21 protein-coding genes are annotated in these 24,281 nt (G+C 67.4%); 14 read left to right on the forward strand and 7 right to left on the reverse strand.

Annotated features, from left to right (window positions below; genetic code table 11):
- The first annotated feature begins 28 nt into the window (after nucleotides 1–28).
- The 3 genes from B0T44_RS06745 to B0T44_RS06755 all read left to right on the forward strand — a co-directional run bounded on the left by B0T44_RS06745 (nucleotide 29) and on the right by B0T44_RS06755 (nucleotide 4,082).
- Nucleotides 29–1,279, forward strand: a complete 1,251-nt coding sequence (locus B0T44_RS06745; protein WP_081511722.1) for a sensor histidine kinase — start codon at nucleotides 29–31, stop codon at nucleotides 1,277–1,279.
- Between the two features lie 204 nt (nucleotides 1,280–1,483).
- Nucleotides 1,484–2,146 (forward strand): response regulator, encoded by a 663-nt coding sequence (locus B0T44_RS06750; RefSeq protein ID WP_077115921.1) that lies wholly within the window; start codon nucleotides 1,484–1,486, stop codon nucleotides 2,144–2,146.
- A 121-nt stretch (nucleotides 2,147–2,267) separates the two neighbouring features.
- Nucleotides 2,268–4,082: a serine/threonine-protein kinase gene (locus B0T44_RS06755; protein ID WP_077115807.1), complete on the forward strand. Its 1,815-nt coding sequence runs from the start codon at nucleotides 2,268–2,270 to the stop codon at nucleotides 4,080–4,082.
- 7 nt (nucleotides 4,083–4,089) lie between these two features.
- Here the strand turns inward: B0T44_RS06755 and B0T44_RS06760 are convergent, their stop codons facing one another.
- Entirely contained in the window at nucleotides 4,090–4,818 is a 729-nt protein-coding gene (locus B0T44_RS06760; protein WP_077115922.1) for an ABC transporter ATP-binding protein, read from the reverse strand.
- Nucleotides 4,819–5,019: 201 nt separating this feature from the next.
- Here B0T44_RS06760 and B0T44_RS27515 point away from each other — a divergent pair, with 201 nt between their 5' ends.
- The 7 genes from B0T44_RS27515 (at nucleotide 5,020) to gatB (ending at nucleotide 13,501) form a co-directional block, all read left to right on the forward strand.
- Nucleotides 5,020–7,047 carry a serine/threonine-protein kinase gene (locus tag B0T44_RS27515; protein ID WP_245839279.1) on the forward strand — a complete coding sequence of 676 codons (2,028 nt, stop codon included), beginning with the start codon at nucleotides 5,020–5,022 and terminating at the stop codon, nucleotides 7,045–7,047.
- 199 nt (nucleotides 7,048–7,246) lie between these two features.
- Nucleotides 7,247–7,792 (forward strand): copper chaperone PCu(A)C domain-containing protein, encoded by a 546-nt coding sequence (locus tag B0T44_RS06770; RefSeq protein WP_077115809.1) that lies wholly within the window; start codon nucleotides 7,247–7,249, stop codon nucleotides 7,790–7,792.
- Nucleotides 7,793–7,990: 198 nt separating this feature from the next.
- The gene (locus B0T44_RS06775; RefSeq protein WP_245839281.1) at nucleotides 7,991–8,881 is read left to right on the forward strand and encodes a serine hydrolase; all 891 of its coding nucleotides are present in this window, start codon (nucleotides 7,991–7,993) and stop codon (nucleotides 8,879–8,881) included.
- Nucleotides 8,882–8,972: 91 nt separating this feature from the next.
- Nucleotides 8,973–10,007, forward strand: a complete 1,035-nt coding sequence (locus B0T44_RS06780) for an ATP-dependent 6-phosphofructokinase (RefSeq protein WP_077115810.1) — start codon at nucleotides 8,973–8,975, stop codon at nucleotides 10,005–10,007.
- A 45-nt stretch (nucleotides 10,008–10,052) separates the two neighbouring features.
- Nucleotides 10,053–10,487 carry a hypothetical protein gene (locus B0T44_RS06785; RefSeq protein WP_077115811.1) on the forward strand — a complete coding sequence of 145 codons (435 nt, stop codon included), beginning with the start codon at nucleotides 10,053–10,055 and terminating at the stop codon, nucleotides 10,485–10,487.
- Nucleotides 10,488–10,555: 68 nt separating this feature from the next.
- A complete protein-coding gene (locus B0T44_RS06790) occupies nucleotides 10,556–11,929 on the forward strand; it encodes an alpha/beta hydrolase family protein (protein WP_077115924.1) in 1,374 nt (457 codons plus the stop codon).
- Between the two features lie 66 nt (nucleotides 11,930–11,995).
- Complete coding sequence (gatB, locus tag B0T44_RS06795; protein ID WP_077115812.1) at nucleotides 11,996–13,501, forward strand: Asp-tRNA(Asn)/Glu-tRNA(Gln) amidotransferase subunit GatB; 1,506 nt, start codon at nucleotides 11,996–11,998, stop codon at nucleotides 13,499–13,501.
- Nucleotides 13,502–13,562: 61 nt separating this feature from the next.
- Here the strand turns inward: gatB and B0T44_RS06800 are convergent, their stop codons facing one another.
- Together B0T44_RS06800 and B0T44_RS06805 are read right to left on the reverse strand one after the other, a co-directional pair.
- Nucleotides 13,563–14,006, reverse strand: a complete 444-nt coding sequence (locus B0T44_RS06800; protein WP_077115813.1) for a DUF4259 domain-containing protein — start codon at nucleotides 14,004–14,006, stop codon at nucleotides 13,563–13,565.
- A 79-nt stretch (nucleotides 14,007–14,085) separates the two neighbouring features.
- Nucleotides 14,086–15,192, reverse strand: a complete 1,107-nt coding sequence (locus B0T44_RS06805; RefSeq protein WP_077115814.1) for a PQQ-dependent sugar dehydrogenase — start codon at nucleotides 15,190–15,192, stop codon at nucleotides 14,086–14,088.
- Between the two features lie 139 nt (nucleotides 15,193–15,331).
- Between B0T44_RS06805 and B0T44_RS06810 the strand changes: the two genes are divergently transcribed.
- On the forward strand, nucleotides 15,332–16,234 hold the full coding sequence (locus B0T44_RS06810; protein ID WP_081511727.1) for a DoxX family protein: 903 nt from the start codon (nucleotides 15,332–15,334) through the stop codon (nucleotides 16,232–16,234).
- 237 nt (nucleotides 16,235–16,471) lie between these two features.
- Here the strand turns inward: B0T44_RS06810 and ilvD are convergent, their stop codons facing one another.
- Together ilvD and B0T44_RS06820 are read right to left on the reverse strand one after the other, a co-directional pair.
- Entirely contained in the window at nucleotides 16,472–18,313 is a 1,842-nt protein-coding gene (gene ilvD / locus B0T44_RS06815) for a dihydroxy-acid dehydratase (protein ID WP_077115815.1), read from the reverse strand.
- 230 nt (nucleotides 18,314–18,543) lie between these two features.
- Nucleotides 18,544–19,188, reverse strand: coding sequence for a PH domain-containing protein (locus tag B0T44_RS06820; protein WP_245839283.1), 645 nt, complete (start codon nucleotides 19,186–19,188; stop codon nucleotides 18,544–18,546).
- Nucleotides 19,189–19,521: 333 nt separating this feature from the next.
- Here B0T44_RS06820 and B0T44_RS06825 point away from each other — a divergent pair, with 333 nt between their 5' ends.
- From B0T44_RS06825 to ilvC, 3 genes are all read left to right on the forward strand, one after another.
- Nucleotides 19,522–21,447: an acetolactate synthase large subunit gene (locus B0T44_RS06825; RefSeq protein WP_077115816.1), complete on the forward strand. Its 1,926-nt coding sequence runs from the start codon at nucleotides 19,522–19,524 to the stop codon at nucleotides 21,445–21,447.
- Nucleotides 21,444–21,947: an acetolactate synthase small subunit gene (gene ilvN, locus B0T44_RS06830; RefSeq protein ID WP_077115817.1), complete on the forward strand. Its 504-nt coding sequence runs from the start codon at nucleotides 21,444–21,446 to the stop codon at nucleotides 21,945–21,947. Before B0T44_RS06825 ends, ilvN begins: the two co-directional genes overlap by 4 nt.
- Nucleotides 21,948–22,021: 74 nt before the next feature.
- Nucleotides 22,022–23,023, forward strand: a complete 1,002-nt coding sequence (gene ilvC / locus B0T44_RS06835; protein WP_175647975.1) for a ketol-acid reductoisomerase — start codon at nucleotides 22,022–22,024, stop codon at nucleotides 23,021–23,023.
- 63 nt (nucleotides 23,024–23,086) lie between these two features.
- On the opposite strand, the gene B0T44_RS06840 is transcribed toward ilvC, so the two are convergent.
- Nucleotides 23,087–23,740, reverse strand: a complete 654-nt coding sequence (locus B0T44_RS06840) for a hypothetical protein (protein ID WP_077115819.1) — start codon at nucleotides 23,738–23,740, stop codon at nucleotides 23,087–23,089.
- A gap of 45 nt (nucleotides 23,741–23,785) precedes the next feature.
- Nucleotides 23,786–24,217, reverse strand: a complete 432-nt coding sequence (locus tag B0T44_RS06845; protein ID WP_077115820.1) for a VOC family protein — start codon at nucleotides 24,215–24,217, stop codon at nucleotides 23,786–23,788.
- Nucleotides 24,218–24,281: the final 64 nt, after the last annotated feature.

Below are 24,281 nucleotides of genomic sequence, written 5' to 3' on the forward strand. Positions count from 1 at the left end.
GGCAGGCGCGGTTTCTACTGTCGAGGACATGACGAAGCAGAGCGCCGACGTGCCGGCCGCGGCGACACCCACAACCGGCGGTTGGGCCTGGACCCGGCGGCTGCCCGCGCAGACCTGGTGCGACGCGGGGGCCGCGTTCACCGCGCTGGTGCTGTTCACAGTTGCCTGGCCGACCCTGCACCTCACCCATGCGGTGCCGCCGCTGGTGCAACCCTTCCTCGCCGCGCTCGCCGCGTTCCCGATCGTGTCGGCCCGGGTGAATCCGGCTCTGGGCTGGGCTGTTTCGGCGGCATCGGCGCTGCTGATCGCGTTGGCCATTCCGCATCAGCCGGGTAACGACCTCCCCTTCCAGGTGGTGCACATCATCGCCCTGTTCGTGCTGCTGTTCGCGGTCGCGCTGCGGGCGCAGCCGCACCTGGTCGCGGTGATATGGGGCGCGACGTCGCTGCTGCTGGCCACCACGGTCGGCGCCCGCGACGATTCGGCCTGGGCGTGGCCGCTCGCGCTGGCGGCGGTCGTGCTGTTCGCGCTGCTGGTGCGCTGGCTGGTGCAATCGCGCCGGGAGTTGGTGCAGCAGGAGGAAGCCAACGAACTGGAGCGGGCGCGGCGCGCCATCCTGGAGGAGAAGGCCCGCATCGCCCGCGATCTGCACGATGTGGTGGCCCACCATATGTCGCTGGTGGTGGTGCAGGCCCAGACCGCGCCCTACCGGGTCGAGGGCATCGCCCCGCAAGCACGGGCGGAATTCGAATCCATCGGCGCCACCGCCCGCGAAGCGCTCAACGAGATTCGCGGCATGCTCGGCGTGCTGCGCAGCGACGGCCAACTCGCCGAACACGCCCCACAGCCCAAGGCCGCCGATGTGCTGGCCCTGTGCGCCGGAGCGTCCCGCGCGGGTGTCGATATCGCCTGGACCGTCGACGGCGTACTCGAAACGATCCCCGACACCGTCGGGCTCGCCCTGTATCGGATCGCCCAGGAATCACTGTCGAACGCCTCACGCCACGCCCCCGGCGCACCGGTGCGCGTGCACATCGCCTGCGGCACCTCCCTCGACCTCACCATCACGAACGGGCCGGGTGCCACCGCCGCCAAACCGGTCGGCAACGGCGGCCACGGTATCGAAGGTATGCGCGCCCGCGCCGTCGCCGTCGGCGGGCATCTCACCGCGGGCCCGCGCGACGACGGCGGCTTCGAGGTCCGCGCCAACCTTCCGCTCGGGTCTGCGCTGCGTGACACGGCCGAGCAGGTCTCATTCGTTGACGGTGCTTCGCGCTGAACCGGGCCGGGTCGAGCACCTCGGTATCGGCGCGCCCAGCCGCGTTATCTGCCGCGGCCGAGGCTGCTTTCGTTTCTGTCTGCGTCCTCACTCGGCTGGTCACGAGATGCGTTCGAAATAGAAGCACCGGTTGTGAGCTGCCTCGGTTCTCGTTCCTCCTGTGCGGCGATCGGTGGCCGCGGACCGGGAATTAGGGTGGGGTATGTGGCAATAACGGTTCTGATCGCCGACGATCAGGCGATGGTGCGTCAAGGATTCGGCGCGCTGCTCGCCGCGCAACCCGACATCAGCGTGGTCGGTGACGCCCCCGACGGGAAGGTCGCGGTCGCCGAGGCCAAACGGCTGCGGCCGGATGTGGTGCTGATGGATGTGCGGATGCCCGAGATGAACGGGCTCGACGCCGCGCGCGCTATCCTCGCCGCCGGGTTCGAACCGCCGATCCGGGTATTGATGCTGACCACTTTCGATATCGACGATTACGTCTACGAGGCGCTGAGCCTCGGGGCGAGCGGTTTCCTGCTGAAGGACGCGCCCGCCGAGGAACTGGTGCGCGCCGTCCGCGTTGTCGCCGACGGACAAGCGCTGCTCGCGCCGACGGTGACCAGGCGGCTCATCGCCGACGTCACCCGCCGCCGCATGGCCAGAACCAAGCCGACGCCTGCGCTGGCCTCGTTGACGCCGCGGGAGCGGGAAGTGCTGGAGCTGATCGCGAAAGGTATGTCGAACACCGAGATCGCCCAGGCACTGTTCGTTGCGGAGCAGACGGTGAAAACCCATGTGTCGAAGGTGTTCACCAAATTGAGTCTGCGGGACCGGGCGCAGGCGGTGGTGCTGGCCTACGAATCGGGTCTGGTCACCCCCGGATGACGTGGAGTGAGCACAGCGATGAACCGACACCGGAGTTGCTGCGTTGCTGTTCGTTGTCGTGCTGAGCACGGCGGGACAGTCCCGGTAGGCTCACAAGGCCGTCTGTCACTCGAAGGGGGTCGTGTTGCTCAACAGCGGTGACGTTTTCGCCGGGTTCACCATCGAACGCCTGCTCGGCCAAGGGGGCATGGGGTCGGTGTATCTGGCCCGTCATCCACGGCTGGACCGCTTGACCGCGCTCAAACTGTTGAACCGGGACCTGTTCGCCGACGCCTCGGTGCGGGCGCGGTTCGAACGCGAAGCCGACCTGGTCGCGCAACTGGATCATCCCGGGATCGTCGCCGTCTACGACCGCGGCACCGAGGACGAGCAGCTGTGGATCTGCATGCAATACGTCGACGGTGCCGACGCGGGCACGGTCAACCCGCTCAACTTGCCGCCGGACAAAGCGGTGCAGATCATCGAAGGTGTGGCACCCGCCCTGGATTACGCACACGGTATGGGCGTGCTGCATCGGGACGTGAAACCGGCGAACATCATGCTGGCCCGCTCCGGCGGCGGCCACGGCGAACGTGTGTTCCTCACCGATTTCGGGCTGGCCCGGCTGCGCGCGGAAACCACCCGGCTCACCCAGACCGGGATGTTCACCGCGACACTGGCCTTCGCCTCCCCCGAACAGATGACCGGCCAGGACCTCGACCACCGCTCCGACCAGTATTCGCTGGCGTGCACGCTGTACTGGCTGCTCACCGGCATGGCCCCGTTCGATTCGCCCAACCCGGCCGACATCATCCACGGCAACCTGCAACTCGCCCCGCCGCCGCTGGCCGTCAAACGCCCCGGCCTGCCCGCGGGACTGGACAGTGTCCTGGCCAAATCGATGGCCAAACATCCCGCGCACCGTTTCGCCAGCTGCGCCGAATTCGCCGCCGCCGCCCGTCATGCGCTCACTCGGACCGCGGCATCGACAGTTGCGGCTCCGTATCCGCAGGCAGCCGGTTCCGGGGGCAGCTCTGCTACGGCAACCGGTACCCCCGGGCCGCGTGCGGACCCGTCCGCTGCGCCACACGCCCATGACCAACCAGACGCCACACCACAGTCAGAAGCCAAATCCCCCGGATATCCGGGGGCGTCTGCGAGCGGCGATCCCGCCCCGCCGTACCCGGCAAGCCCGGAGTCCCCTCCCAGCGGTCCGATCCCAGCGCAGGGCTGGGCACAACCGGCGGCGTATACCGCCCCGCCATACGCCCCGCATCCGGGGCAGCCGCATCCCGCGAAACGCGGCCCCAGCGTGGCGCTGCTGCTGATCCCGCTGATCGCGCTGCTCGTCGTGGCGGCCGCGATCGGCGCCGCAGTGTTCGTGCTGGGCGGTGAGGGCGTCGACGACGCCGATGCCGCCGCGCCTGCCACCGGGACAGACGCCACCGCCGCGCCCGGTAACAGCGGCAGCAGCATGTTCCCGAGCCTGCTCCCGCAGGGTGAAGCAGACACCGGGAGCGCATACCAGAATGCCGCCTGCGCCAGATACGAGCCGGGCGAACCTGTCGAGATCGAGCACGAGGCGCTGGAATCGCGGCCGTGGACCTCGATCTGGGTATGCGAACGCAAGGTCGCCGACCCCAGCCATATGAGTTACACGATCCTCACCTACGACAGCCCAGAGGACGCCCGCGCGGTGATCGAGGACCTGCCCGTGCACAACCGCACCACAGGCGCTAAAAGCGGCGCGCCCTACACCGCGCACCACTGGAGCGAACCCGGCCCACCCGGCCCGCTGTACACCACGAATCTGGTGGTCGGTTTCGGCGACGCACCGGCGCGCGGCAATTCTCTCGTCTACGTGAGCTATCGAGGCGCGCCGAAAGCGCAGGAGGGGGACGAGCAGTTGCCCTCTGATGTGGCCGTCATGCAGTGGTGGGCCGACGCGCCGCTGTGAGGGCGCCTCAGGCGGTGACAGTGTGCTCGTCGTCGCGGATGACGGTGTCGCCGCGCTCGTCGCCGCCGATGCGGCCGTCGCGCAAGGTGATCACCCGGTCGCAGTGCCGCACCGCGCCGCGATCGTGGGTCACCATCACCACCGTGTTACCCGATTCCGCCACTGCACCGAGCAGTTCCAGAATGGCGGCGCCGGTGATGGAGTCGAGATTGCCGGTGGGTTCGTCGGCCAGGATCAGCGGCGGATCCATGATCAGCGCCCGCGCCACCGCGACCCGCTGCATCTGGCCGCCGGACAGTTCCGCCGGGCGGTGCCCGGCGCGTGCGCTCAACCCGACCCGGTCCAGCAGTTCCAGCGCCCTCGGTTTCGCCTTGCGCAGCCCCGTGCCGTCGAGCAGTTTCGGCACCGCGACGTTCTCCCAGGCCGACAGCGTGGGCAGCAGGTTGAAGAACTGGAATACGAACCCCACCTGATACCTGCGGAATTCGGATCGACGTTTCTCGTCCAGGTCGCCGATCTCCTCGCCCTGGAACCGGATCGAGCCGGAATCGGGGCTGTCCAGCGCGCCGAGCAGATGCAGCAGTGTGCTCTTACCGGAACCGGACGGCCCGACGATCGCGGTGAACCCGCCCGCATCCAGGCGCAGATCGATACCGTCGAGCGCGCGCACCGGCTGGCCGCCGACCCGATACTCCCTGACGACGTTCGACAGCTCCAGTATGGCCGGTTGGGTCATCGTGTCCCCCGCCTCCTCCAACTCGAGTCCAGAAGAATGTTGCACCGATAGCGCGGCGCCGCAAGTGCTCCGTCGGGCCGCGTCGGCTACGTGTTTGACCACGGGTGGTCTCACCTGGACAATCCTCTGGTTGACGGGCAGGGCAGGGGCGCGAAGCGTCCGGGTCTGCGACCACCGCCCGGGATGTGGAGGATGGACGGGGTGGAAGCACCTGGGTCCGAAGTCGGCAAGAGGTTCGGACCGTACGAGCTACGGTCCTTACTGGGCAAAGGGGGAATGGGGGAGGTATACGAGGCCTACGACACGGTCAAAGACCGCGTGGTCGCGGTCAAATTGCTGTCCGACGAACTCGCCCAGGACCCCGAGTATCAGGTCCGATTCCGGCGGGAATCGCAGGCCGCGGCCCGGCTGGCCGAACCGCATATCATCCCCATCCACGACTGGGGTGTGATCGACGGCAGGCTGTTCATCGATATGCGCCTGGTGCCCGGCACCGATCTGCGCACCCTGCTGCGCACCGGTGGGGCGTTGGCCCCGGCACGCGCCGTCGCCATCGTCGAGCAGATCGCCGCCGCGCTCGATGCCGCGCACGCCGACGGGCTGGTGCACCGTGACGTCAAACCGGCGAACATCCTGGTCACCGAACAGGATTTCGCCTACCTCGCCGATTTCGGTATCGCGCACGTCGAAGGCGACAGCGCCATCACCATGGTCGGTGTCGCGATCGGCTCCTACACCTATATGGCGCCGGAGCGTTTCGATATCGGCCCGGTGACCGCCCGCGCCGATATCTACGCGCTCGCCTGCGTCCTGCACGAATGCCTCACCGGTGCGACACCGTTCTCCGCGGCGAGTATGAGCGTGCTCATCCGCTCCCACCTGTCCGAACCGCCGCCGCGCCCGAGCGTGCAGCGGGCCGGAGTGCCCGCTGCGCTGGACGCCGTGATCGCGCGGGGGATGGCCAAGGATCCGCAGGACCGGTATGCGAGCGCGAGCGAACTGGCCAGGGCCGCCCGCATCGCATTGACCGCCGCTCCCGGAACCACACCGCAGCCGTCGGCCGCGCCACCGGGTCGTACCGTGCCGACACCGTCCGCGCCCGCGACCGGCGGGATACCGACCCTGGTGGTACGGATCCCCGACCGCGCCAAGCCGTCGGAGGCGGCAGGGCCCGGTGCTTCCGAGACCGGTGAACTGACCCTGCCTGCGATCATTCCGGGCGACCCCACCCAGGTGCGCCCCACCGAAACCCAGTTCACCCCCCTGTCACAACAGCAGCCCCCAGCAGGCAGTCCCGTCGTTCCCGGTGGCCCGCCGGTGCGGCCGTTCCCCGATGCACACCTGTATCAGGACGCACAATTGCATCCGGCCGCTGATCCGAGCGGTTGGCGTGGCGACACCGAGTCATCGGACGCACAGCCCGGCTATCCGGCGGCCGAGGAAACTCGGGTGTACGGCGCCGCGGAGATCCCGGGGGCCGGTGCCTCCGGCCATGGGGGCACACCACCGGGCGCGCACTACCCGGCCGATCCGGGCGCGCCGCAGCCGACCGGCTATCAGGATGCGGCAAGCCAGGATGCCTATCCCACCGCTTACAGCGCCTACGACGCGCCCCCCACCGCGACATACGACTCCTATCGCGACCAGGCGCCCGATTACCAGGATCAGCCCGGCTACCCCACCGATCCGTATCAGCAGCACGAACAGCGTCGTTCCGGGCGCAACCGCTCCATCGCCGCGCCCATCATGATCGCGGTGCTGGCGATCGCCGTGGTCGCGGTGGGCGGTGTGATCGGCTGGCAGGTGCTCGGCTCGCGTCCCGCCGCGACCACCGTCGCTGCCGCATCCAGCCGCACCAGCACGCCCGTCGCCGCGCCCCTGGTCACCCCGCCCGCCCGCAGGCCGACCACCACGACGGCGACGCCGACACCGGTGACACTGCCCGACGACGCCCAACCGTGCCCCCAGGTCCACGACGGCGGCACCGAATTCGCCAACTCCGCGGTGGGGACATCGGTGACAAGCTGCGGTTTCGCCGAAGAGGTCCGTAAGGCGTACTCGGACAACCCGATCGGCGCCGCGACCGGCGCCGGTTCGCGTTCCGTTGTCGCGGCGAGCCCGGTGACGGGCCTGTCCTACACGATGAACTGCGTCGCGGACGGCGGTTTGATCACCTGTAGCGGGGGTGACAACGCGGTCGTCTACCTCTACTCCGAGGAACACAACTGAGACCCGTGGCACGGTCGTTGCCGGATCGCAATCCGATTACGACGGTGACCAGGCGGATAACGGGTACGGCGTGGAGGTGAGCACCTCGACGAGCAAGGTTCCGGATCCGGTTTCGGCCACCGCACCCGGCGGGCGGTGGCGAACCCGCGCTACCGCTTGTGGGGGCGTGTCTCCGCATTCGCTCCGGCCATGCGCAGTGATGTGGGCAGGGTTGGCCGCGTTGGCGTTGTTGCTGTGCGGCTGTAGTGCCGGGCAGCTCGCCCAGACTTCCGAACAGTCGTCCGCGGTCAACGGCACACACGGCCGGATCGGGGACCTGGACCTGCGCAACGTCTTCCTCCACGGCGAACCCGTGGGCCCCGACACCAACGTCTACCGCGATACCCGGCTGGCATTCACCATTGTCAACACCAGCGAGACCGCCACCGACCGGCTGGTCTCCATCGCATCGCCCAAAGCATCGGTGAACCTCCAGGCCCCGGCCGACACGCTCGAACTCCGGCCCGGCACAAGCCTGGCCGCGGGCGAGCCGGTGGAACAACTCGCCACACCCTCGGCCCCCGACGAGAAGATCACGGTGCCGGTAACGATCCAGGACCCCACGTTGGTGCCCGGGTTGACAGCTCCGTTCGACTTCACCTTCGAACACGCGGGCACCATCACCCTGCAGGTGCCGTTCGATGTGTGGACCGCAGGCGAACCGCACGACAGCGCCAGGCCGCTGCCTCCGGACGTCACACCGTGACAGCCCCGCACCCGAGCGTTCCCCGCCGACACGATGGGACAGGCCTGTCACCGATCCTGGTGCGCTGACCTCGGCAGAGCGCGCGCGACACGGTAGATGGAGTACGGTTTCGGCGGCCATCTACTGATACCGGGATTGTGGGAGTTCGCAACGACGATGCGTCGAGATGTGTTTACCGAAGGAATCCGCCACCTCCCCTTGTCCGGACGTCATCTGACAGCCGTACTCTGCTGCGCTGTTGCCGCATTCGTTACCTCCTGCGGTAGCGATTCCGATGCGGCCTCACCGCCGCCGCGCTCTGCCGCCACCGAGGTGGCCGGACCTGCTGAACAGGACAGTATCTCGGTCACCGTTCCCGGAACGCTGGCCGCCGAGTTCGCAGAATTACAGGCCGGGGAAGAAGGCCAGCTTGGCCTGGCGATCATGCCGGTCGGCGGTGATCGCATGGTGGTGCTCGGCGACTGGACCACCGGACCGGCCTGGTCGACGATGAAGGTGCCGTTGGCCATTGCAGCGTCCAGGAAGAGTTCCGGTGCCTCGGGTTCCGGTGTCTCGACATACTCGCTCACCGCTGCCATCACCGCCTCCGACAACTCGGCCGCCGAGACACTGTGGGAGTCCCTCGGCACCCCGGAGGAGGCCGCGCGGGCGGTGGAGCAGGTGCTGCGAGAAGGCGGTGACCAGGTGACGACGGTGCCTGCCACCCGGAGCAGGCCCGGTTATTCGGCGTTCGGTCAATCCGAATGGTCGCTGGCCGACCAGGTGCGTTTCGCGTCCCGGCTGCCGTGCCTGCCCGAAGCAGGTGAGGTCGTCGACTTGATGGAGCAGATCGTTTCCAACCACCAGTGGGGGTTGGGTTCGGTGTTCAGCGCTGCGCAATTCAAGGGCGGTTGGGGGCCCGACGCCTCCGGTTCCTATCTGGTCCGCCAGTTCGGTCTGGTACCCGCCACCGGCGGCACAATCGCGATCGCGCTTGCCGCCAAACCCGATTCGGGCACCTTCTCCGACGGTCTCGCGATGCTCAACACGATGACCGACCTGGTCTCCGAACATCTCGGTGAACTCACCGGCGGGCGCTGCCCGGCCTGATCTTCGCAGGTCGCGGGCCGTTGTTTCTCTGTTACCCAGCGTTCACGGGGTCGGAGCCGCGACGTGCCCGCGGGCGGGGCAAGATAGCGCCATGCGTATCGGAGTCTTGACCGGAGGCGGAGACTGCCCGGGGTTGAACGCTGTCATCCGTGCTGTTGTTCGTACCGCGAACGGCCGCTACGGGGACGCGATCGTCGGCTTCCAGGACGGTTGGCGCGGCTTACTGGAAGACCGCAAGATTCGGATCAACAACGATGACCGCACCGACCGGCTGCTCAACAAGGGCGGCACCATGCTCGGCACAGCTCGCACCAACCCGGACGTGCTGCGCGACGGGCTCGGCCGCATCCAGCAGACCCTCGACGACAACGGCATCGAGGCATTGATCCCGATCGGCGGCGAGGGCACCCTCACCGCCGCAAGCTGGCTGGCCGAAGAGGGCGTGCCGGTTGTCGGTGTCCCGAAAACCATCGATAACGACATCGACTGCACCGATGTCACCTTCGGACACGACACCGCCCTGTCTATCGCCACCGAGGCCATCGACCGCCTGCACACCACCGCCGAATCGCATCAGCGGGTGATGCTGATCGAGGTGATGGGCAGGCACGCGGGCTGGATCGCGATCCACTCCGGTATGGCGGCGGGCGCGCACCTGACCCTGGTCCCGGAGGTGCCGTTCGACGTGCAGGAAGTGTGCTCGATGATCAAACGCCGCTTCCAGCGCGGTGACAAACATTTCATCTGCGTGGTCGCCGAGGGCTCGCATCCGGCTCCCGATTCCGGGTTCACCCTGCGCGAGGGCGGTATCGACGAATTCGGGCACGAACGTTTCACCGGCGTCGCCCAGCAGTTGGGCACCGAAATCGAACGCCGGATCGGCAAAGAGGTCCGCACCACCGTCCTCGGGCATGTGCAGCGCGGCGGCAGCCCCACCCCGTATGACCGGGTGCTGGCCACCCGCTTCGGCCTGCACGCGGCCGAGGCCGTGCACGCCGGACACTTCGGTCAGATGGTGGCGCTGCGCGGCACCGAGATCGGCCTCGTTCCGTTGACCGAAGCCACCAAACAGCTCAAACGCGTCCCCACCGATCGTTACCGGGAAGCCGAGGCGTTCTTCGGCTGATCGAAGCCGGGTGGCGCGAGGGACCGCGGGGTTAGGCTCGCGGATATGACGTCGATCCAGCTTTCCGATCTGCCCGCCGCCACCGTGGAGGTGCTGGCCCGCCGCGCCCGCCGCGCCGGCCTGCCGTTACCGGCGTATGTGCGGCATGAGCTGGTGGCGCTCGGGCGTAAGCGTCGTGCGGTCGACCCGGTGGTGGAGTTCCTCGAATCGCAAGGGCGTGATCTGACTGCCGGAGCCGCTTGGACGTCGGTCGAACTCGGTGAGCTGCCCTCGGATGTACGTAACGTGCTCGTCCGCCGCGCCCGCGCCCTCGGCGTCGATGTGGCGCAGTACGTCCGCGACGAGCTGATCGCGTCCGCGCGCCGGACCACCACCCAGGATTCGCTGGACGAGATCGCCGAGGCGATGCGGCGCGACCCCGGGCTGCGGGTGGATATGGATGCCGTCGCCGCATCGATCAACTATGCGCGCGCCGAATAACGCCAGCTGAGCAACCCATACGACGCAGAAGGGGACGTCGCTGGTGCGCGCTCGGTATGGTGAGCGGCATGCGTGCTGGTCGGTTCACGGTGTTGGCTCTGTTGACGATCGCCGTCATGGTGGTTGCCGGATGCTCGGGCTCCGGCCCCGGTGACGATCAGGTGCGCGGCGACTGGCACGGCGCGATCGAAATACCCGAGCAACCGCTGGAACTCGCGGTACACTTCACCGCCGTCGATGCCGCCACCATCGATATCCCGGTGCAAGGTGTGCGAGGGCTCGAGCTCAAAGATGTGGTGGCCGAAGCCGAACGGGTGGAATTCGCTATTCCCGACATCCCGGGCGACCCGGTGTATCGCGGCACCCGCGAAGGCGACCGGATCACCGGCGAATTCACCCAATCCGGGCAGACGTTCCCGCTGACCCTGGAACCGGGCACGCTGGAAATGGCGCGCCCGCAGGAACCGAAACCGCCGTTCCCGTACCGATCCGACGAGGTCACCTACCGTAACGGCGATATAACCATCGCGGGCACCCTGACGAAACCCGAAGGTGCGGGCCCGTTCCCGGCAGTACTCTTGATCACCGGCAGCGGCCCGCAGAATCGCGACGAAGAACTGATGGGTCACAAGATCTTCCTGCTGATCGCCGACACACTGACCCGGCAGGGCTACGCGGTACTGCGCACCGATGACCGCGGCGTCGGCGGCACCGGCGGCGACCTGGCCCAAGCCACCTACGCCGATCTGGCCTCCGATATCGACGCCGGAATCGGTTTCCTGCGGGAACAGCCCGAGATCGACCCCACCCGGATCGGTCTGTTCGGGCACAGCGAGGGCGGATACCTCGCCCCGCTGGTCGCCTCGAAACCCGACAGCGGTGTCGCGTTCGCGATCCTGATGGCCGGACCGTCCGTGCCCGGCGGTGATGTACTGATCGAACAGAACCGGAAACTGTTCCAGGTCGGTGGCGCGACCCCGGAACAGACCGATGCCCAGGTCACCTATATCACCGAGATGACCGCGCTGGTGCGCGCGAACGACCTGGCCGGGGCGCGGGACCTGGCCCGGCGGCACAACGAATCATTGCCACCCGAACAGCGTGCGCCCGCCGACCAGGTGGAGGCGATGTTCGCGCCGTCGATGGTCTCGTTCATCTCCTACGACCCGGCTCCGGCGCTGACAGCGACCAAGGTTCCGGTGCTGGCGTTCTTCGGCAGCAAGGACGTGCAGGTCATACCGGCACAGAACGAGCAGCCGATGCGCGATCTGCTCGCAGGCAATTCCGACGCCACCGTGCACACCTTCGACAACCTCAACCATCTGATGCAGCCCGCGAACACCGGTATGCCCGACGAGTACGCCGCCATCGAAACCACGATCGCGCCGGAGGTGCTCGACTACGTCACCGGCTGGCTACAGCAGCGGGTTCCGACGAAATAGTGCGAGCGCGCCGTCATAGCGATGGTCCGCGCAGTGCGGGGCAGGCTCTTACATAGACTGTTCGCCATGAGCGCACCAACCGTCGAACTGATGGATTACGCCGATGTCGTGACCCGGTACGAGCCGGTGCTGGGCATGGAGGTCCACGTCGAGCTGTCCACCGCGACCAAGATGTTCTGCGGTTGCCCGACCACGTTCGGCGCCGAACCGAATACCCAGGTGTGCCCGGTCTGCCTCGGCCTGCCCGGCTCGCTGCCGGTGGTCAATCAGCAGGCCGTCGAATCCGCCATCCGGATCGGGCTGGCGCTCAACTGTTCCATCACCGAGTGGGGACGGTTCGCCCGCAAGAACTACTTCTACCCCGACCAGCCGAAGAACTACCAGATCAGCCAGTACGACGAGCCCATCGCCACCAACGGCTACCTCGACGTTCCGCTGGACGACGGCAGCACCTTCCGGGTGGAGATCGAACGCGCCCATATGGAGGAGGACACCGGTAAGTCGGTGCACGTCGGCGGCGCCACCGGCCGCATCCACGGCGCCAGCCATTCACTGCTGGACTACAACCGCGCCGGGGTGCCGCTCATCGAGATCGTCACCAAACCGATCACCGGGGCCGGTGACCGCGCGCCGGAGGTGGCGCGCGCCTACGTCACCGCGCTGCGCGATCTGCTCAAAGCGCTGAACGTCTCCGATGTGCGGATGGAGCACGGCTCGCTGCGCTGCGACGCCAACGTTTCGCTGATGCCGGTCGGGGCGAGCGAATTCGGCACCCGCACCGAAACCAAGAACGTCAACTCGCTCAAGAGTGTCGAGGTGGCGGTGCGGTTCGAGATGCGCCGTCAAGCTGCGGTGCTGTCCACCGGCGGCGTCGTCGTCCAGGAGACCCGGCACTTCCATGAGGCCGACGGCAGCACCTCGCCCGGCCGCCGTAAGGAAACCGCCGAGGACTACCGCTACTTCCCCGAACCCGACCTCGAGCCCGTCGCGCCCGACGCCGCATGGGTGGAGCAGCTGCGCGGCACCATTCCGGAATACCCGTGGCTGCGCCGGGCCCGGATCCAGGACGAGTGGGGTGTCTCCGACGAGGTGATGCGCGATCTGGTCAACGCCGGCGCCCTCGATCTGATCATCGCTACCGTCGACGCGGGCGCGCCCGCCACGCAAGCCCGCTCCTGGTGGGTCGCCTACCTGACCGAGAAGGCCAACGAACGCGGCGTCGAGCTGGCCGATCTGCCGATTACACCCGCTCAGGTGGCCGAGGTGATCGGGCTCGTCGAGGCGAAAACGGTCAACAACAAGGTCGCCAAGCAGGTCGTCGACCTCGTACTCGCCGGCGAAGGCGACCCAGCGAAAATCGTCGAGGACAAGGGCCTTGGCATGGTCTCCGACGAAGGCGCCCTGCAGGCCGAAGTCGACAAGGCACTGGCCGCCAATCCGGATATCGCTGACAAGATCCGCGCAGGCAAAGTCCAGGCCGCGGGCAAAATTGTCGGCGACGTCATGAAAGCCACCCGCGGCCAAGCCGACGCAGCCCGCGTCCGCGAACTCGTCCTCGCCGCCTGCTCCTGACGGGAGAGCCCGGACGCCAGGGCCGAAGCCGTGGCGTCCGGAGCGAGGTCGTGCCCACAGGTCAGGATCGGCTGACGCCACCGGAGACCGTCGGCCATGCGGCCAGGGCGTCACGGTAGCGGTCCAGCGATCGGATCATCTCCGTACCCACGCCGTTGCCGGTGTCCTCCCACAGGTCGAACCACTCGTTATCGGCCGGATCCTGGATCCGGCTCAGGCAGCGCAGCAGTAACAGCCGCAATTCCGGAGTCGGTGTCAGCTGGATACCGGCCGCCAACCTGTCGATGTCGGTGTCGCCCGGATTCGGTGCACAGAGATGGGTCGACAGGACGGCGATGCCGATAACACCTTGGGCGTCATAGCAGTCGGCATATTCCGATTCCAGAAGGTAACCGCACATTTCGCGGACACGTGCCTCCGCCGTCGAGGAGTCCACATCGCGCAATCCGTCCAGCGCGTCGTGCGCTCCGTCACTGTCGAGTAGCCCTTCGCCCCAGGTTCCCACAGCCGTTCCTTCCTTCGGGTGCGGGAGAAGCCAACTCGACGGTACGACACTGTCCCTGCGATACCAGCCGGTCAGGCGATCAGTCCGGCCCACCACCCGCGCCGGACGGCGGCGGGATACGGACCACGCGGTCGTCGTACGGCCCGGGCGCACCGCCCTCGGATTTATTGGCGGTGGACACCCAGATGGTCCCGTCCGAACCCGCGCCTGCGCCGATGAGGCGGCCGTACCTGTCCTGCGCGATCAGCGTCGGCGGGGCTGTCACCGCGTGGGTGACGGGGTCTGCGATGGCGAGGGCGAGGGCTTTCGCGCCGGTCAGCGATATCGCCACACCCTCGGGTGTCGTCGCGCATCCGGCTACGCCGGGACGGTCCGGCCAGGTCCATGCGGTGGTGACGACGCCGTCGGGACCGATGCGCTGCAACCGATCCTGGGCAGGGGCGCGGTCGGTGATCCAGATCTGATCGCCGCCGAGGCAGATATCGCCCGCACTGCCGATCCCCGATACCGCGACCTCCGGTGGCGGTGTACCGCCCGGAGAGGGCGAATGCACCCGCAGCAGTTTGCCCGCGAGCGAGGACGCGTTGCTCGCCGCGCCCGGGTCACCCGCATCGCCGGTCAGCACCAGCAGTTCATCGGGGCCGACGAACTCGATCGCGCCGCGATTACCGGTGGTGCCCTTAGGGATCCCGGTCAGCACCGGTTTCGGCGGGCCGTCGGGTGCGATACGCACCACCCGGTTGTCACTGGGGGTGGTGATGTAGGCGTAGAGCAGCCCATCCTCACCGTAGGTCGGCGACAATGCGAGATCGCTGAGCCCACCGTCGCCTGCTGGGTCCACATCCACCTGGGCGACCTCGAGCGGCGGCTGCTCCGGCGCCACCTGCAGGATGCGGCCGGTACGCCGTTCGGTGACCAGTGCGCTCTGCCCCAGCGACACCATGCCACCGGTGGTGTCCAGGCAGGTCGCGACCACGGCGGGGTCGGGGTCGATGCACGGGCCGCTCGGCCGGGTGGTCGAGGTGGGCGGCTGCTGCGGACGCCTCGGGTCGATATTCGCGCCGTGCAGCGTCGGCTCCGGAGTGAACGGGCTGGACGCGGAGTCGTCGAACCGGGCGCACCCGCCCAGCATCAACGAGCCCAGCACCACCCCCACCGCCAAGCATTTCGCGCCAACCGACTTCATACCCCCAAACGTAACGGAAGCACCCGCATCGGTGCCTCTTCCGGGTCCTTCCCAACACGTGTATCGCGTATTCGTGAACCTGACACGCTATTCCGCATTGCCGCGCCCAGGCAGGCGCAGGCGTTCTAGGCTGTGTGCTATGAGTGACCAGTCGAAAGACGAGGCAGCCGCCGCGGCAGGGTCCGCTGGGCCCTTGTCGGAGGCGTCACCGCCTGTGCACGATCCGGCTTCCGGTGGTGTCCGGCCGACCGAGCAGCTGCCGCGTACGAACCGTCCCGACCTCGGCAAGGACGTGCCCCGCACCGACGACGAACTCGGCTTGGACCCAGGCGAGGAAGTGCCCGCGGCGGGCGCTACCGGCGCCGCAGGTGCAGGTGCTGCGGGTGCCGGTGCTGCTCCCACCACAGCGCAGCCACACGGCGAAACCTACTCCTATGCCAGCATCCCGCCCGCGACGAACGCGCCGACCGGGAACAACAGGCTGCGCGCCCGCAACGGCGACACCAGGCGCGGCACCCTCGATCTCGGCCTGTTCCTGCTCCGGCTGGTCGTCGGCGGCACCTTCCTCTACCACGGCCTGCAGAAGCTGGCAGGCTGGTTCGACGGACCCGGCCTGGACGGTATGCGTCAGTCGCTGGAGGAGGGCGGCTGGGACCACCCGTCACTCGCCACGGCCATGCTCGTCGCGGGCGAGGTCGGCGGCGGCGCGCTGCTGATACTCGGCCTCGCCACACCGCTGGCCGCGGGCGCGGTGCTCGCGGTCATCCTCAACGCGTGGTTCCTGAAACAGAGTATGGAGCCGGGTTTCCAGTACTCGATGGGGCAGAACGCGGTAGAGCTCGACACCATCCTCGCCGGTACCGCGGCCGCCCTCATCCTCACCGGTCCGGGGCGTTGGTCGTTCGACCGCAGCCGCGGCTGGGCCACCCGCCCGTACGGCGGTTCGTTCGTGGTGCTGCTGCTGGCCATCGCCGCGGCGGTTGCCACCTGGTGGTGGTTGCACGACGGCAACCCGCTCACCGGAATCGGCCCGTTCGACTGATCGCGGGAAGAGCCCGCAGCGGAGCCACCCACCAGGAAAGACACCGACCGAGCCCGCGACGCCCCTCCGTGCGAGTACAGCGGCACGCAGTCGATCGGAGTCACCACTGGATCCGCTGCTGACCGGCATGCGGCGAGAGGCCGGTATCCCGCGAGATCAGCGTCTGCCTGCCCGAACGGAAATCGGCCGCTCCTGCATATGTGTGACGGGAGCGGCCGATCCGGTCCGGTCGCAGGGTCAGGGCACGTGCCGGACAGCGCCCTTGTCGGCGGACGTCGCCATCGCGGCATAGGCACGCAGCGCGGTGGTCACCGGACGGTCCCGCTGCACCGGCGCCCACGGCTGTTCCCTGGCGTCCATCTTGGCGCGCCGCTCCGCCAGCACGGCGTCGTCGACCAGCACCTCCAGCGTGCGGGTGGCGACATCGATGCGGATCTGGTCACCGTTCTCGACCAACCCGATCGCACCGCCGCTGGCAGCCTCCGGCGAGATATGGCCGATCGACAGGCCCGAAGTGCCGCCGGAAAAACGACCGTCGGTGATCAGCGCGCACTGTTTGCCCAGGCCCGCACCCTTGAGGAACGCGGTCGGATGCAGCATCTCTTGCATTCCCGGCCCACCGGCCGGACCCTCGTAACGGACCACGAGCACATCGCCGGGTTGGATCTTCTTGCCCAGGATCACCGACACGGCCTCTTCCTGGGATTCCACGACCACTGCCGGGCCCTGGAACGAGAACAGCTCCTCGTCGATGCCAGCGGTCTTGAGCACGGCGCCGTCGGTGGCGAGGTTGCCGCGCAGCACCACCAGGCCACCCTCGGCGGTGTAGGCGTGCTCGAGATCGCGGATACAGCCGCCCGCAGCGTCGGTGTCCAGTGACGACCAGCGGTTCTCGGTGGAGAACGCCTCGGTGGTGCGCACCCCGCCCGGGGCGGCGTGGAACAGTTCGATCGCCGCGTCGGAGGCCTTACCGGAGCGGATGTCCCAGGTGTCGAGCCATTCGTCCAGCGTTGGCGTATGCACCGTGGTGACGTCGGTTTCCAGCAGCCCGGCGCGGCGCAGTTCGCCGAGGATCGCGGGGATACCGCCTGCTCGGTGCACGTCCTCCATGTGGTAATCGGAGTTGGGGGCGACCTTCGACAGGGTCGGCACCCGCCGGCTGATCTCGTCGATGGTCTGCAGATCGAAGTCGATCTCACCTTCCTGGGCGGCGGCCAGGGTGTGCAGCACGGTGTTGGTGGAGCCGCCCATTGCGACGTCCAGTGTCATCGCGTTGCGGAAAGCCTTGGCATTGGCGACGTTTCGCGGCAGCACCGTATCGTCGTCGTCGCGGTACCAGCGGGTCGCGATATCGACGACGATACGGCCCGCCCGCTCGAACAGGGCGCGCCGCGCGGCGTGCGTGGCCAGCGTGGAACCGTTGCCCGGCAGCGCGAGACCCAGCGCCTCGGTGAGGCAGTTCATCGAGTTCGCCGTGAACATACCGGAGCAGGAGCCGCAGGTAGGGCAGGCGCTGCGCTCGACCTCGCTCAGTCCGTCATCGGTCACCGCGGTGTTGGCGCTGGCGGAGATCGCGGTGACCAGATCGGTGGGCGCCTGCGCGACACCGCCGACCACCACGGCCTTACCGGCCTCCATCGGCCCACCGGAGACGAACACCGCGGGGATATTGAGCCGCATGGCGGCGTTCAGCATGCCCGGGGTGATCTTGTCGCAGTTGGAGATGCACACCAGCGCGTCGGCGGTGTGCGCGTTGACCATGTATTCGACCGAGTCGGCGATGATCTCGCGGCTGGGCAGCGAGTACAGCATGCCGCCGTGGCCCATGGCGATGCCGTCGTCCACGGCGATGGTGTGGAATTCGCGCGGCACGCCACCGGCTTCGCGGACCGCGTCGGCCACGATATCGCCGACGTCTTTGAGGTGGACATGCCCGGGAACGAACTGGGTGTAGGAGTTCGCGATGGCGACGATCGGTTTGCCGAAGTCGTTATCGGTCATTCCGGTGGCCCGCCATAGGGCGCGCGCGCCTGCGGCATTGCGTCCGATGGTGGTCGTGCGTGAACGAAGCGGTGGCATGGGTGTCCTCGGTCGGGTCGCGGGGCTGGATATGCGACGACGCCGCCGGTGCCGGGCACAAGCGGAGTGCACCGGTCCGGTTCGATCGGCGTTACTTCACGTTACTCCCGTGGGGGGCGGCGCCGACCGGCGGTGCTGGGCGCGGGTTGTTACGTGCCGGTGTCTTTGTCGCGGTCGTGACCACGCCGATGTCCGTGCCCGGGCCCGTGTTTGCCCGCACCGAGGTCTTATCAGTGTCCGTCGGAGCCAGTGATCTTGTCGGTGTCCGTGGTCTCGTCCGAGGTCGTGGTCTTGTCGGTGCCCACAGACTTATCCGAGCCCACAGGCGTGTCGGTGTCGGTGTCTTCGATGGCCACCTGGGTGCTTTCGGTGGTGTTCGCTCCGCCTTCGGCAGGAGCATCGGCGACGTCGGGGCGAGCGAACGGGTCAGGGATGCGTCCGTCGGAAGCTTCCACCAGTTCGCGCAGCCGGTCGTAGCTCACGGCGGGCAGTTTCACCTCGGTGTCGTCGTCGAGATGGGCGCGCACGAAGCCTCGTGTGGGGATGCGCAGCCCGCGCACCCGATCCCAGTCGATATGCCGCGAGCCGAACACCGTCCGCAGATCCAGCCCGGCCGAGGAGACCGTGGTCTGCATACGCAGCACCCACACCAGAACTCCGAGTGGAAGCACCAGCAGCCACCACAGCCCGGCCGGCCAGCCGACGATCGGGAAGAACACGCACATCAGCAGGAGGAACACCCCGAGGAAGGCCAGGCGAGTCACCCGGATGACATGCGTCACATTCTCTTCGGTGCCCGCCCCACCCGTGTCCTTTCCCCCCTCGGGGATATGGGACGATTTAGCCGGTGGCACGGACTGATGCGGAGATGACACACCACCATCCTCGCATCTCGGCGGACGGACTAGAGCACCCACTGTCGTCCCACATAATGGGAAGATGGTGGCAGGCTGTTTGACTGTTCACCGCACGCACACATACCGTCATGCGCGTGAATCGAAACGAGTTGCTCGTAATCGGCCGGCGCGTCCAGCGTTGAGCCCGACTGCCTGAGTCGAATACGTCAGCTCGCGCCGCGACGCGCCACCCTCGAACAGCCACGCGCTGTCGAGGGCTTTTTTGTGTCAGGGACCTCGTGTCGGCGACGCGAACGCCCCATCCACGGTTCGTCCGGGGTCGAAACGACAAAACAGTAAGGAACCAAGACGGTGAGCGCACCTACCGCACGACCCGGGCCCTCCTCGGCCCGCAGGCCAGCGCCTTCGGTCAATCAGCCGGCATCGGCCACCGGCACCTCGACGACCCAGGCGACCCGCCGCCAGGTCCCGCCAGAGCGGGTCACCGGCGCGCAGTCGGTTGTCCGGTCGCTCGAGGAGCTCGGCGTCGACACCGTATTCGGCATTCCTGGCGGCGCCATCCTTCCTGTCTATGATCCGCTGTTCGATTCCACCAGGGTTCGCCACGTGCTGGTCCGCCACGAACAGGGCGCGGGGCACGCCGCCACCGGCTACGCCCAGGCCACCGGCAAGGTCGGCGTCTGCATGGCGACATCTGGTCCCGGCGCGACCAACCTGGTCACCCCGATCGCCGACGCGCAGATGGACTCCGTGCCGATCGTCGCGATCACCGGCCAGGTCGGCCGCGGCCTGATCGGAACCGACGCCTTCCAGGAAGCCGACATCTCCGGTATCACCATGCCGGTCACCAAACACAACTTCCTGATCACCGAGGGCATCGATATCCCGCGGATCATTGCCGAAGCCTTCCACCTGGCCGCCAGCGGCAGGCCAGGGGCGGTTCTGGTCGACATTCCGAAGGACGTGCTGCAGGGTGAAACCACCTTCAGCTGGCCGCCGGAGCTACGGTTGCCCGGCTACCGTCCCGTCACCAAACCGCACGGCAAACAGGTGCGCGAGGCCGCCCGCCTCATCGCCGAAGCCACCTCGCCGGTGCTCTACGTCGGCGGCGGCGTGATCAAGGCCGACGCCTCGGCCGAACTGCTCGAGCTGGCCGAACTGACCGGCATCCCGGTGGTCACCACGCTGATGGCGCGCGGCTCGTTCCCCGACAGCCACCGCCTCAACCTGGGGATGCCCGGGATGCACGGCACCGTGGCCGCGGTCGCGGCGCTGCAGAAATCGGATCTGCTGATCACTCTCGGCGCTCGTTTCGACGACCGGGTCACCGGCCAGCTGGATTCGTTCGCGCCCGGCGCGAAAGTCATCCACGCCGATATCGATCCCGCCGAAATCGGCAAGAACCGGCACGCCGATGTCCCGATCGTCGGTGACTGCCGCGAGGTCATCGCCGAACTGATCGAAACCATCAAATCCGATCCGGCCGGTCAGCAGCTCGACCTGACCGAGTGGTGGACCTATCTCGCCGGTGTCCGCGACAGCTACCCGCTGGGCTGGACCACTCCCTCGGATGGTTCACTGTCGCCGGAATACGTCATCGAAGCGCTCGGCCGCCTCGCCGGACCCGACGCCATCTACTGCGCAGGTGTCGGCCAGCATCAGATGTGGGCCGCCCAGTTCATCAAGTACGAAAAACCGCGCACCTGGTTGAACTCCGGCGGTCTCGGCACCATGGGCTACGCCGTGCCCGCCGCGATGGGCGCGAAAATGGGCATGCCCGACCGCGAGGTGTGGGCGGTCGACGGCGACGGCTGCTTCCAGATGACCAACCAGGAGTTGGCCACCTGCGCCGTGGAGGGCGTGCCGATCAAGGTCGCGCTGATCAACAACGGCAACCTCGGCATGGTCCGCCAATGGCAGACCCTGTTCTATGAGGAGCGTTACTCCAACACCGACCTGGGCACGCACGGTCTGCGTATCCCCGATTTCGTGAAACTCGCCGAGGCGCTGGGCTGCCACGGCATCCGGGTGGAACGCGAGGAAGACGTCGAGGCCGCGATCCGGGAAGCACAGTCGATCAACGACCGTCCCGTGGTGATCGATTTCATCGTCGGTAAGGACGCACAGGTCTGGCCGATGGTCGCTGCGGGCACCAGCAACGACGAGATCATGGCAGCGCGCGGTATCCGCCCGCTGTTCGACGAGGACGAGCAGGCCGCCGAGCCCGCCGTCATCCACGAGGCCATGGGACACGAGAAGGCGCAGGACCAAGCATGAGCAGCACCCACACACTCAGCGTCCTCGTCGAGGACAAGCCGGGCGTGCTGGCCCGGGTGGCCAGCCTGTTCTCCCGCCGCGGGTTCAACATCGAATCGCTGGCGGTCGGGGCGACCGAGGTCAAGGATGTCTCCCGGATGACCATCGTGGTCACCGTCGAGGAGCTGCCGCTGGAGCAGGTCACCAAACAGCTCAACAAGCTGGTGAACGTCATCAAGATCGTCGAGCAGGACTCCGAAACCTCGGTGGCACGCGAACTGATCCTGGTGAAGGTGCGCGCCGACGCCAGTGTGCGCACCCAGGTGATCGAGGCCGTCAACCTCTTCCGGGCCAAGGTCATCGACGTCTCGCCGGATGCGCTCACCGTCGAGGCGACCGGAACCCGGTCCAAACTCGACGCGCTGCTGCGCATGCTCGAACCATACGGGATCCGCGAGATCGTGCAATCCGGCGTTGTCGCGCTTGGTCGTGGTCCGAAGTCGATCACGGCTACGCGGTAGTTCTTAGTTCATATAACCGTTCCCCGTGTTGCGGGGACTTCCGTCAGAAGGGAAACCACATCGTGGCAGTCGAGATGTTCTACGACGACGACGCCGACCTGTCGATCATCCAGGGCCGCAAGGTCGCCGTGATCGGCTACGGCAGCCAGGGGCACGCCCACTCGCTGAGCCTGCGTGACTCCGGTGTCGAGGTCCGTGTCGGTCTCGCCGAGGGCTCGAAGTCGCGGCCGAAGGCCGAAGAGGCAGGCCTGACCGTCGGCACCCCCGCCGAGGTGTCGGAATGGGCCGACGTCATCATGCTGCTGGCCCCTGACACCGCGCAGGCGTCGATCTTCACCAACGACATCGAGCCCAACCTGAAGGACGGCGACGCCCTGTTCTTCGGCCACGGCCTCAACATCCACTTCGGCCTGATCAAGCCGCCCGCGAACGTCACCATCGGCATGGTCGCCCCCAAGGGCCCCGGCCACCTGGTGCGCCGCCAGTTCGTCGACGGCAAGGGCGTGCCCGCGCTGATCGCGGTCGACCAGGACCCCAAGGGTGAAGGCCAGGCGCTCGCCCTGTCCTACGCCAAGGCCATCGGCGGCACCCGCGCCGGCGTCATCAAAACCACCTTCAAGGAAGAAACCGAAACCGACCTCTTCGGCGAGCAGGCCGTGCTCTGCGGCGGCACCGAAGAACTGGTCAAGACCGGTTTCGAGGTGATGGTCGAAGCCGGCTATGCCCCCGAAATGGCCTACTTCGAGGTCCTGCACGAACTGAAGCTGATCGTCGACCTCATGTACGAGGGCGGTATCGCTCGCATGAACTACTCGGTGTCCGACACCGCCGAATTCGGCGGCTACCTGTCCGGCCCCCGTGTCATCGACGCAGGCACCAAGCAGCGTATGCAGGAAATCCTGAAGGACATCCAGGACGGCTCCTTCGTCAAGCGCCTCGTCGCCAACGTCGAAGGCGGCAACAAGGAACTCGAAGGCCTGCGCAAGCAGAACGCCGAGCACCCCATCGAGGTCACCGGCAAGAAACTGCGCGACCTGATGAGCTGGGTCGACCGGCCCATCACCGAAACCGCCTGATACCAGGCTGTTACGTCCAACGGCCCGGCACCTGCCTTCGCAGGTGTCGGGCCGTCTGTCGTGTTACCGTCCCTCACCAGCCGCGACAGGGAGTGGGCGCCGAGTCGGTGCCGAGGTGAGTCCCGCCATCGCGAATTGATCCATAGCGCAGTCGATGTCGAACAGGTCACCGGCTCCGAAGACGTCCATCACTACCTCCTGGGTCACTACCGCGGTTCCGGCGGCGTGGATCAGCGTCGCCACGCTCGCGCGCTGTCGGGTGTCCGGACGCCCGGACACCAAGGAGCCGAGAGTGTCGCCGACCGCGTCGTCGGTCCAGATATCGGGTAACGCGGCTGTCCACTCCCAGGGCGACGACGGCTCGCTCCGATGCCAGCATCGGTCCTGCCACCAGTAACAGAACGTTCGCAGCCTCGGGTCCGCGCCGGGATTCAACATCGGGTCCACTGCCCAGTCGGGTGATTCGGAGCAGATCGTATCGGGTGCACTTGTCCAGCGGTCCCACACACCGCCCGACAGCACTGCCCGCCCACCCGGCAGCGCATATAGCGTGGACCCACTGCGTGCGGTGCTTTCGAACCAGGCAACCGACGGCAAAATCCGCGGCCCCCACGGTGATCCCGCGGCGGCGAACCCGGCCGCGATAATCGCCCAGCGGGCCCATAGCTGAGGGAACGGCGGTAGCGCATCGTCTCTGTGGTCGTCCTGGTCGGTCATGTCGAACCCTTTGAATCGTTGCCTACGGCCGTTCCCGGTGGTGCGTCAGAACGGCGCGGTGAGTTCCAGTTGGATACCGTCCGGATCGTCGAAGGACAGGATCACGATGCCCAAGTCGCCCATTTCGATGATCTCGCCGTGTTCGATCCCGGCCTTGTCGAGTCGGGACGCCGCGGCAACCAGATCGTCGCGGGAGGAAACGGAGAAGCTGAGGTGGTCGAGGCCGACCCGGTCGGGGTCGAACCGATCGGACTGCGCCGCCACCGGTCGCAACCCCAGCAGTATCCCGCTCGCCTGGAACACCACCCCGCCGTAGAGCTGGAACGGGTCGGTGCGAACACTCGGATCTTCAGGGCTTCCAGGTGATTCGACGGCCACCGGGAAACCGAGCACTTCCTCGTAGAAGCGGCGTGATTTCTGGATATCGGTAACGGTGAGCCGGATGTGGTGGGTGCCTGTAGTGGCGATCGAGGGCATGCGAAAACTCCGATGACGTCATGGAACAGAGAAGGTGGCACTACCCGCCATCCGCGGTAACGGA

Source organism: Nocardia donostiensis (genome assembly GCF_002081715.1).
Taxonomy (GTDB): domain Bacteria; phylum Actinomycetota; class Actinomycetes; order Mycobacteriales; family Mycobacteriaceae; genus Nocardia; species Nocardia donostiensis.

What these genes read in the sequence shown, in the direction of transcription:
- ilvC (WP_175647975.1), top strand. Translation starts at nt 22,022, where the DNA reads ATGTTCTACGACGACGACGCCGACCTGTCGATCATCCAGGGCCGCAAG.
- B0T44_RS06805 (WP_077115814.1), bottom strand. Translation starts at nt 15,192, where the DNA reads ATGAAGTCGGTTGGCGCGAAATGCTTGGCGGTGGGGGTGGTGCTGGGC.
- B0T44_RS06840 (WP_077115819.1), bottom strand. Translation starts at nt 23,740, where the DNA reads ATGACCGACCAGGACGACCACAGAGACGATGCGCTACCGCCGTTCCCT.
- B0T44_RS06760 (WP_077115922.1), bottom strand. Translation starts at nt 4,818, where the DNA reads ATGACCCAACCGGCCATACTGGAGCTGTCGAACGTCGTCAGGGAGTAT.
- B0T44_RS06790 (WP_077115924.1), top strand. Translation starts at nt 10,556, where the DNA reads ATGCGTGCTGGTCGGTTCACGGTGTTGGCTCTGTTGACGATCGCCGTC.
- B0T44_RS06780 (WP_077115810.1), top strand. Translation starts at nt 8,973, where the DNA reads ATGCGTATCGGAGTCTTGACCGGAGGCGGAGACTGCCCGGGGTTGAAC.
- B0T44_RS06785 (WP_077115811.1), top strand. Translation starts at nt 10,053, where the DNA reads ATGACGTCGATCCAGCTTTCCGATCTGCCCGCCGCCACCGTGGAGGTG.
- B0T44_RS06745 (WP_081511722.1), top strand. Translation starts at nt 29, where the DNA reads ATGACGAAGCAGAGCGCCGACGTGCCGGCCGCGGCGACACCCACAACC.
- B0T44_RS06810 (WP_081511727.1), top strand. Translation starts at nt 15,332, where the DNA reads ATGAGTGACCAGTCGAAAGACGAGGCAGCCGCCGCGGCAGGGTCCGCT.
- gatB (WP_077115812.1), top strand. Translation starts at nt 11,996, where the DNA reads ATGAGCGCACCAACCGTCGAACTGATGGATTACGCCGATGTCGTGACC.
- B0T44_RS06845 (WP_077115820.1), bottom strand. Translation starts at nt 24,217, where the DNA reads ATGCCCTCGATCGCCACTACAGGCACCCACCACATCCGGCTCACCGTT.
- ilvN (WP_077115817.1), top strand. Translation starts at nt 21,444, where the DNA reads ATGAGCAGCACCCACACACTCAGCGTCCTCGTCGAGGACAAGCCGGGC.
- ilvD (WP_077115815.1), bottom strand. Translation starts at nt 18,313, where the DNA reads ATGCCACCGCTTCGTTCACGCACGACCACCATCGGACGCAATGCCGCA.
- B0T44_RS06770 (WP_077115809.1), top strand. Translation starts at nt 7,247, where the DNA reads ATGTGGGCAGGGTTGGCCGCGTTGGCGTTGTTGCTGTGCGGCTGTAGT.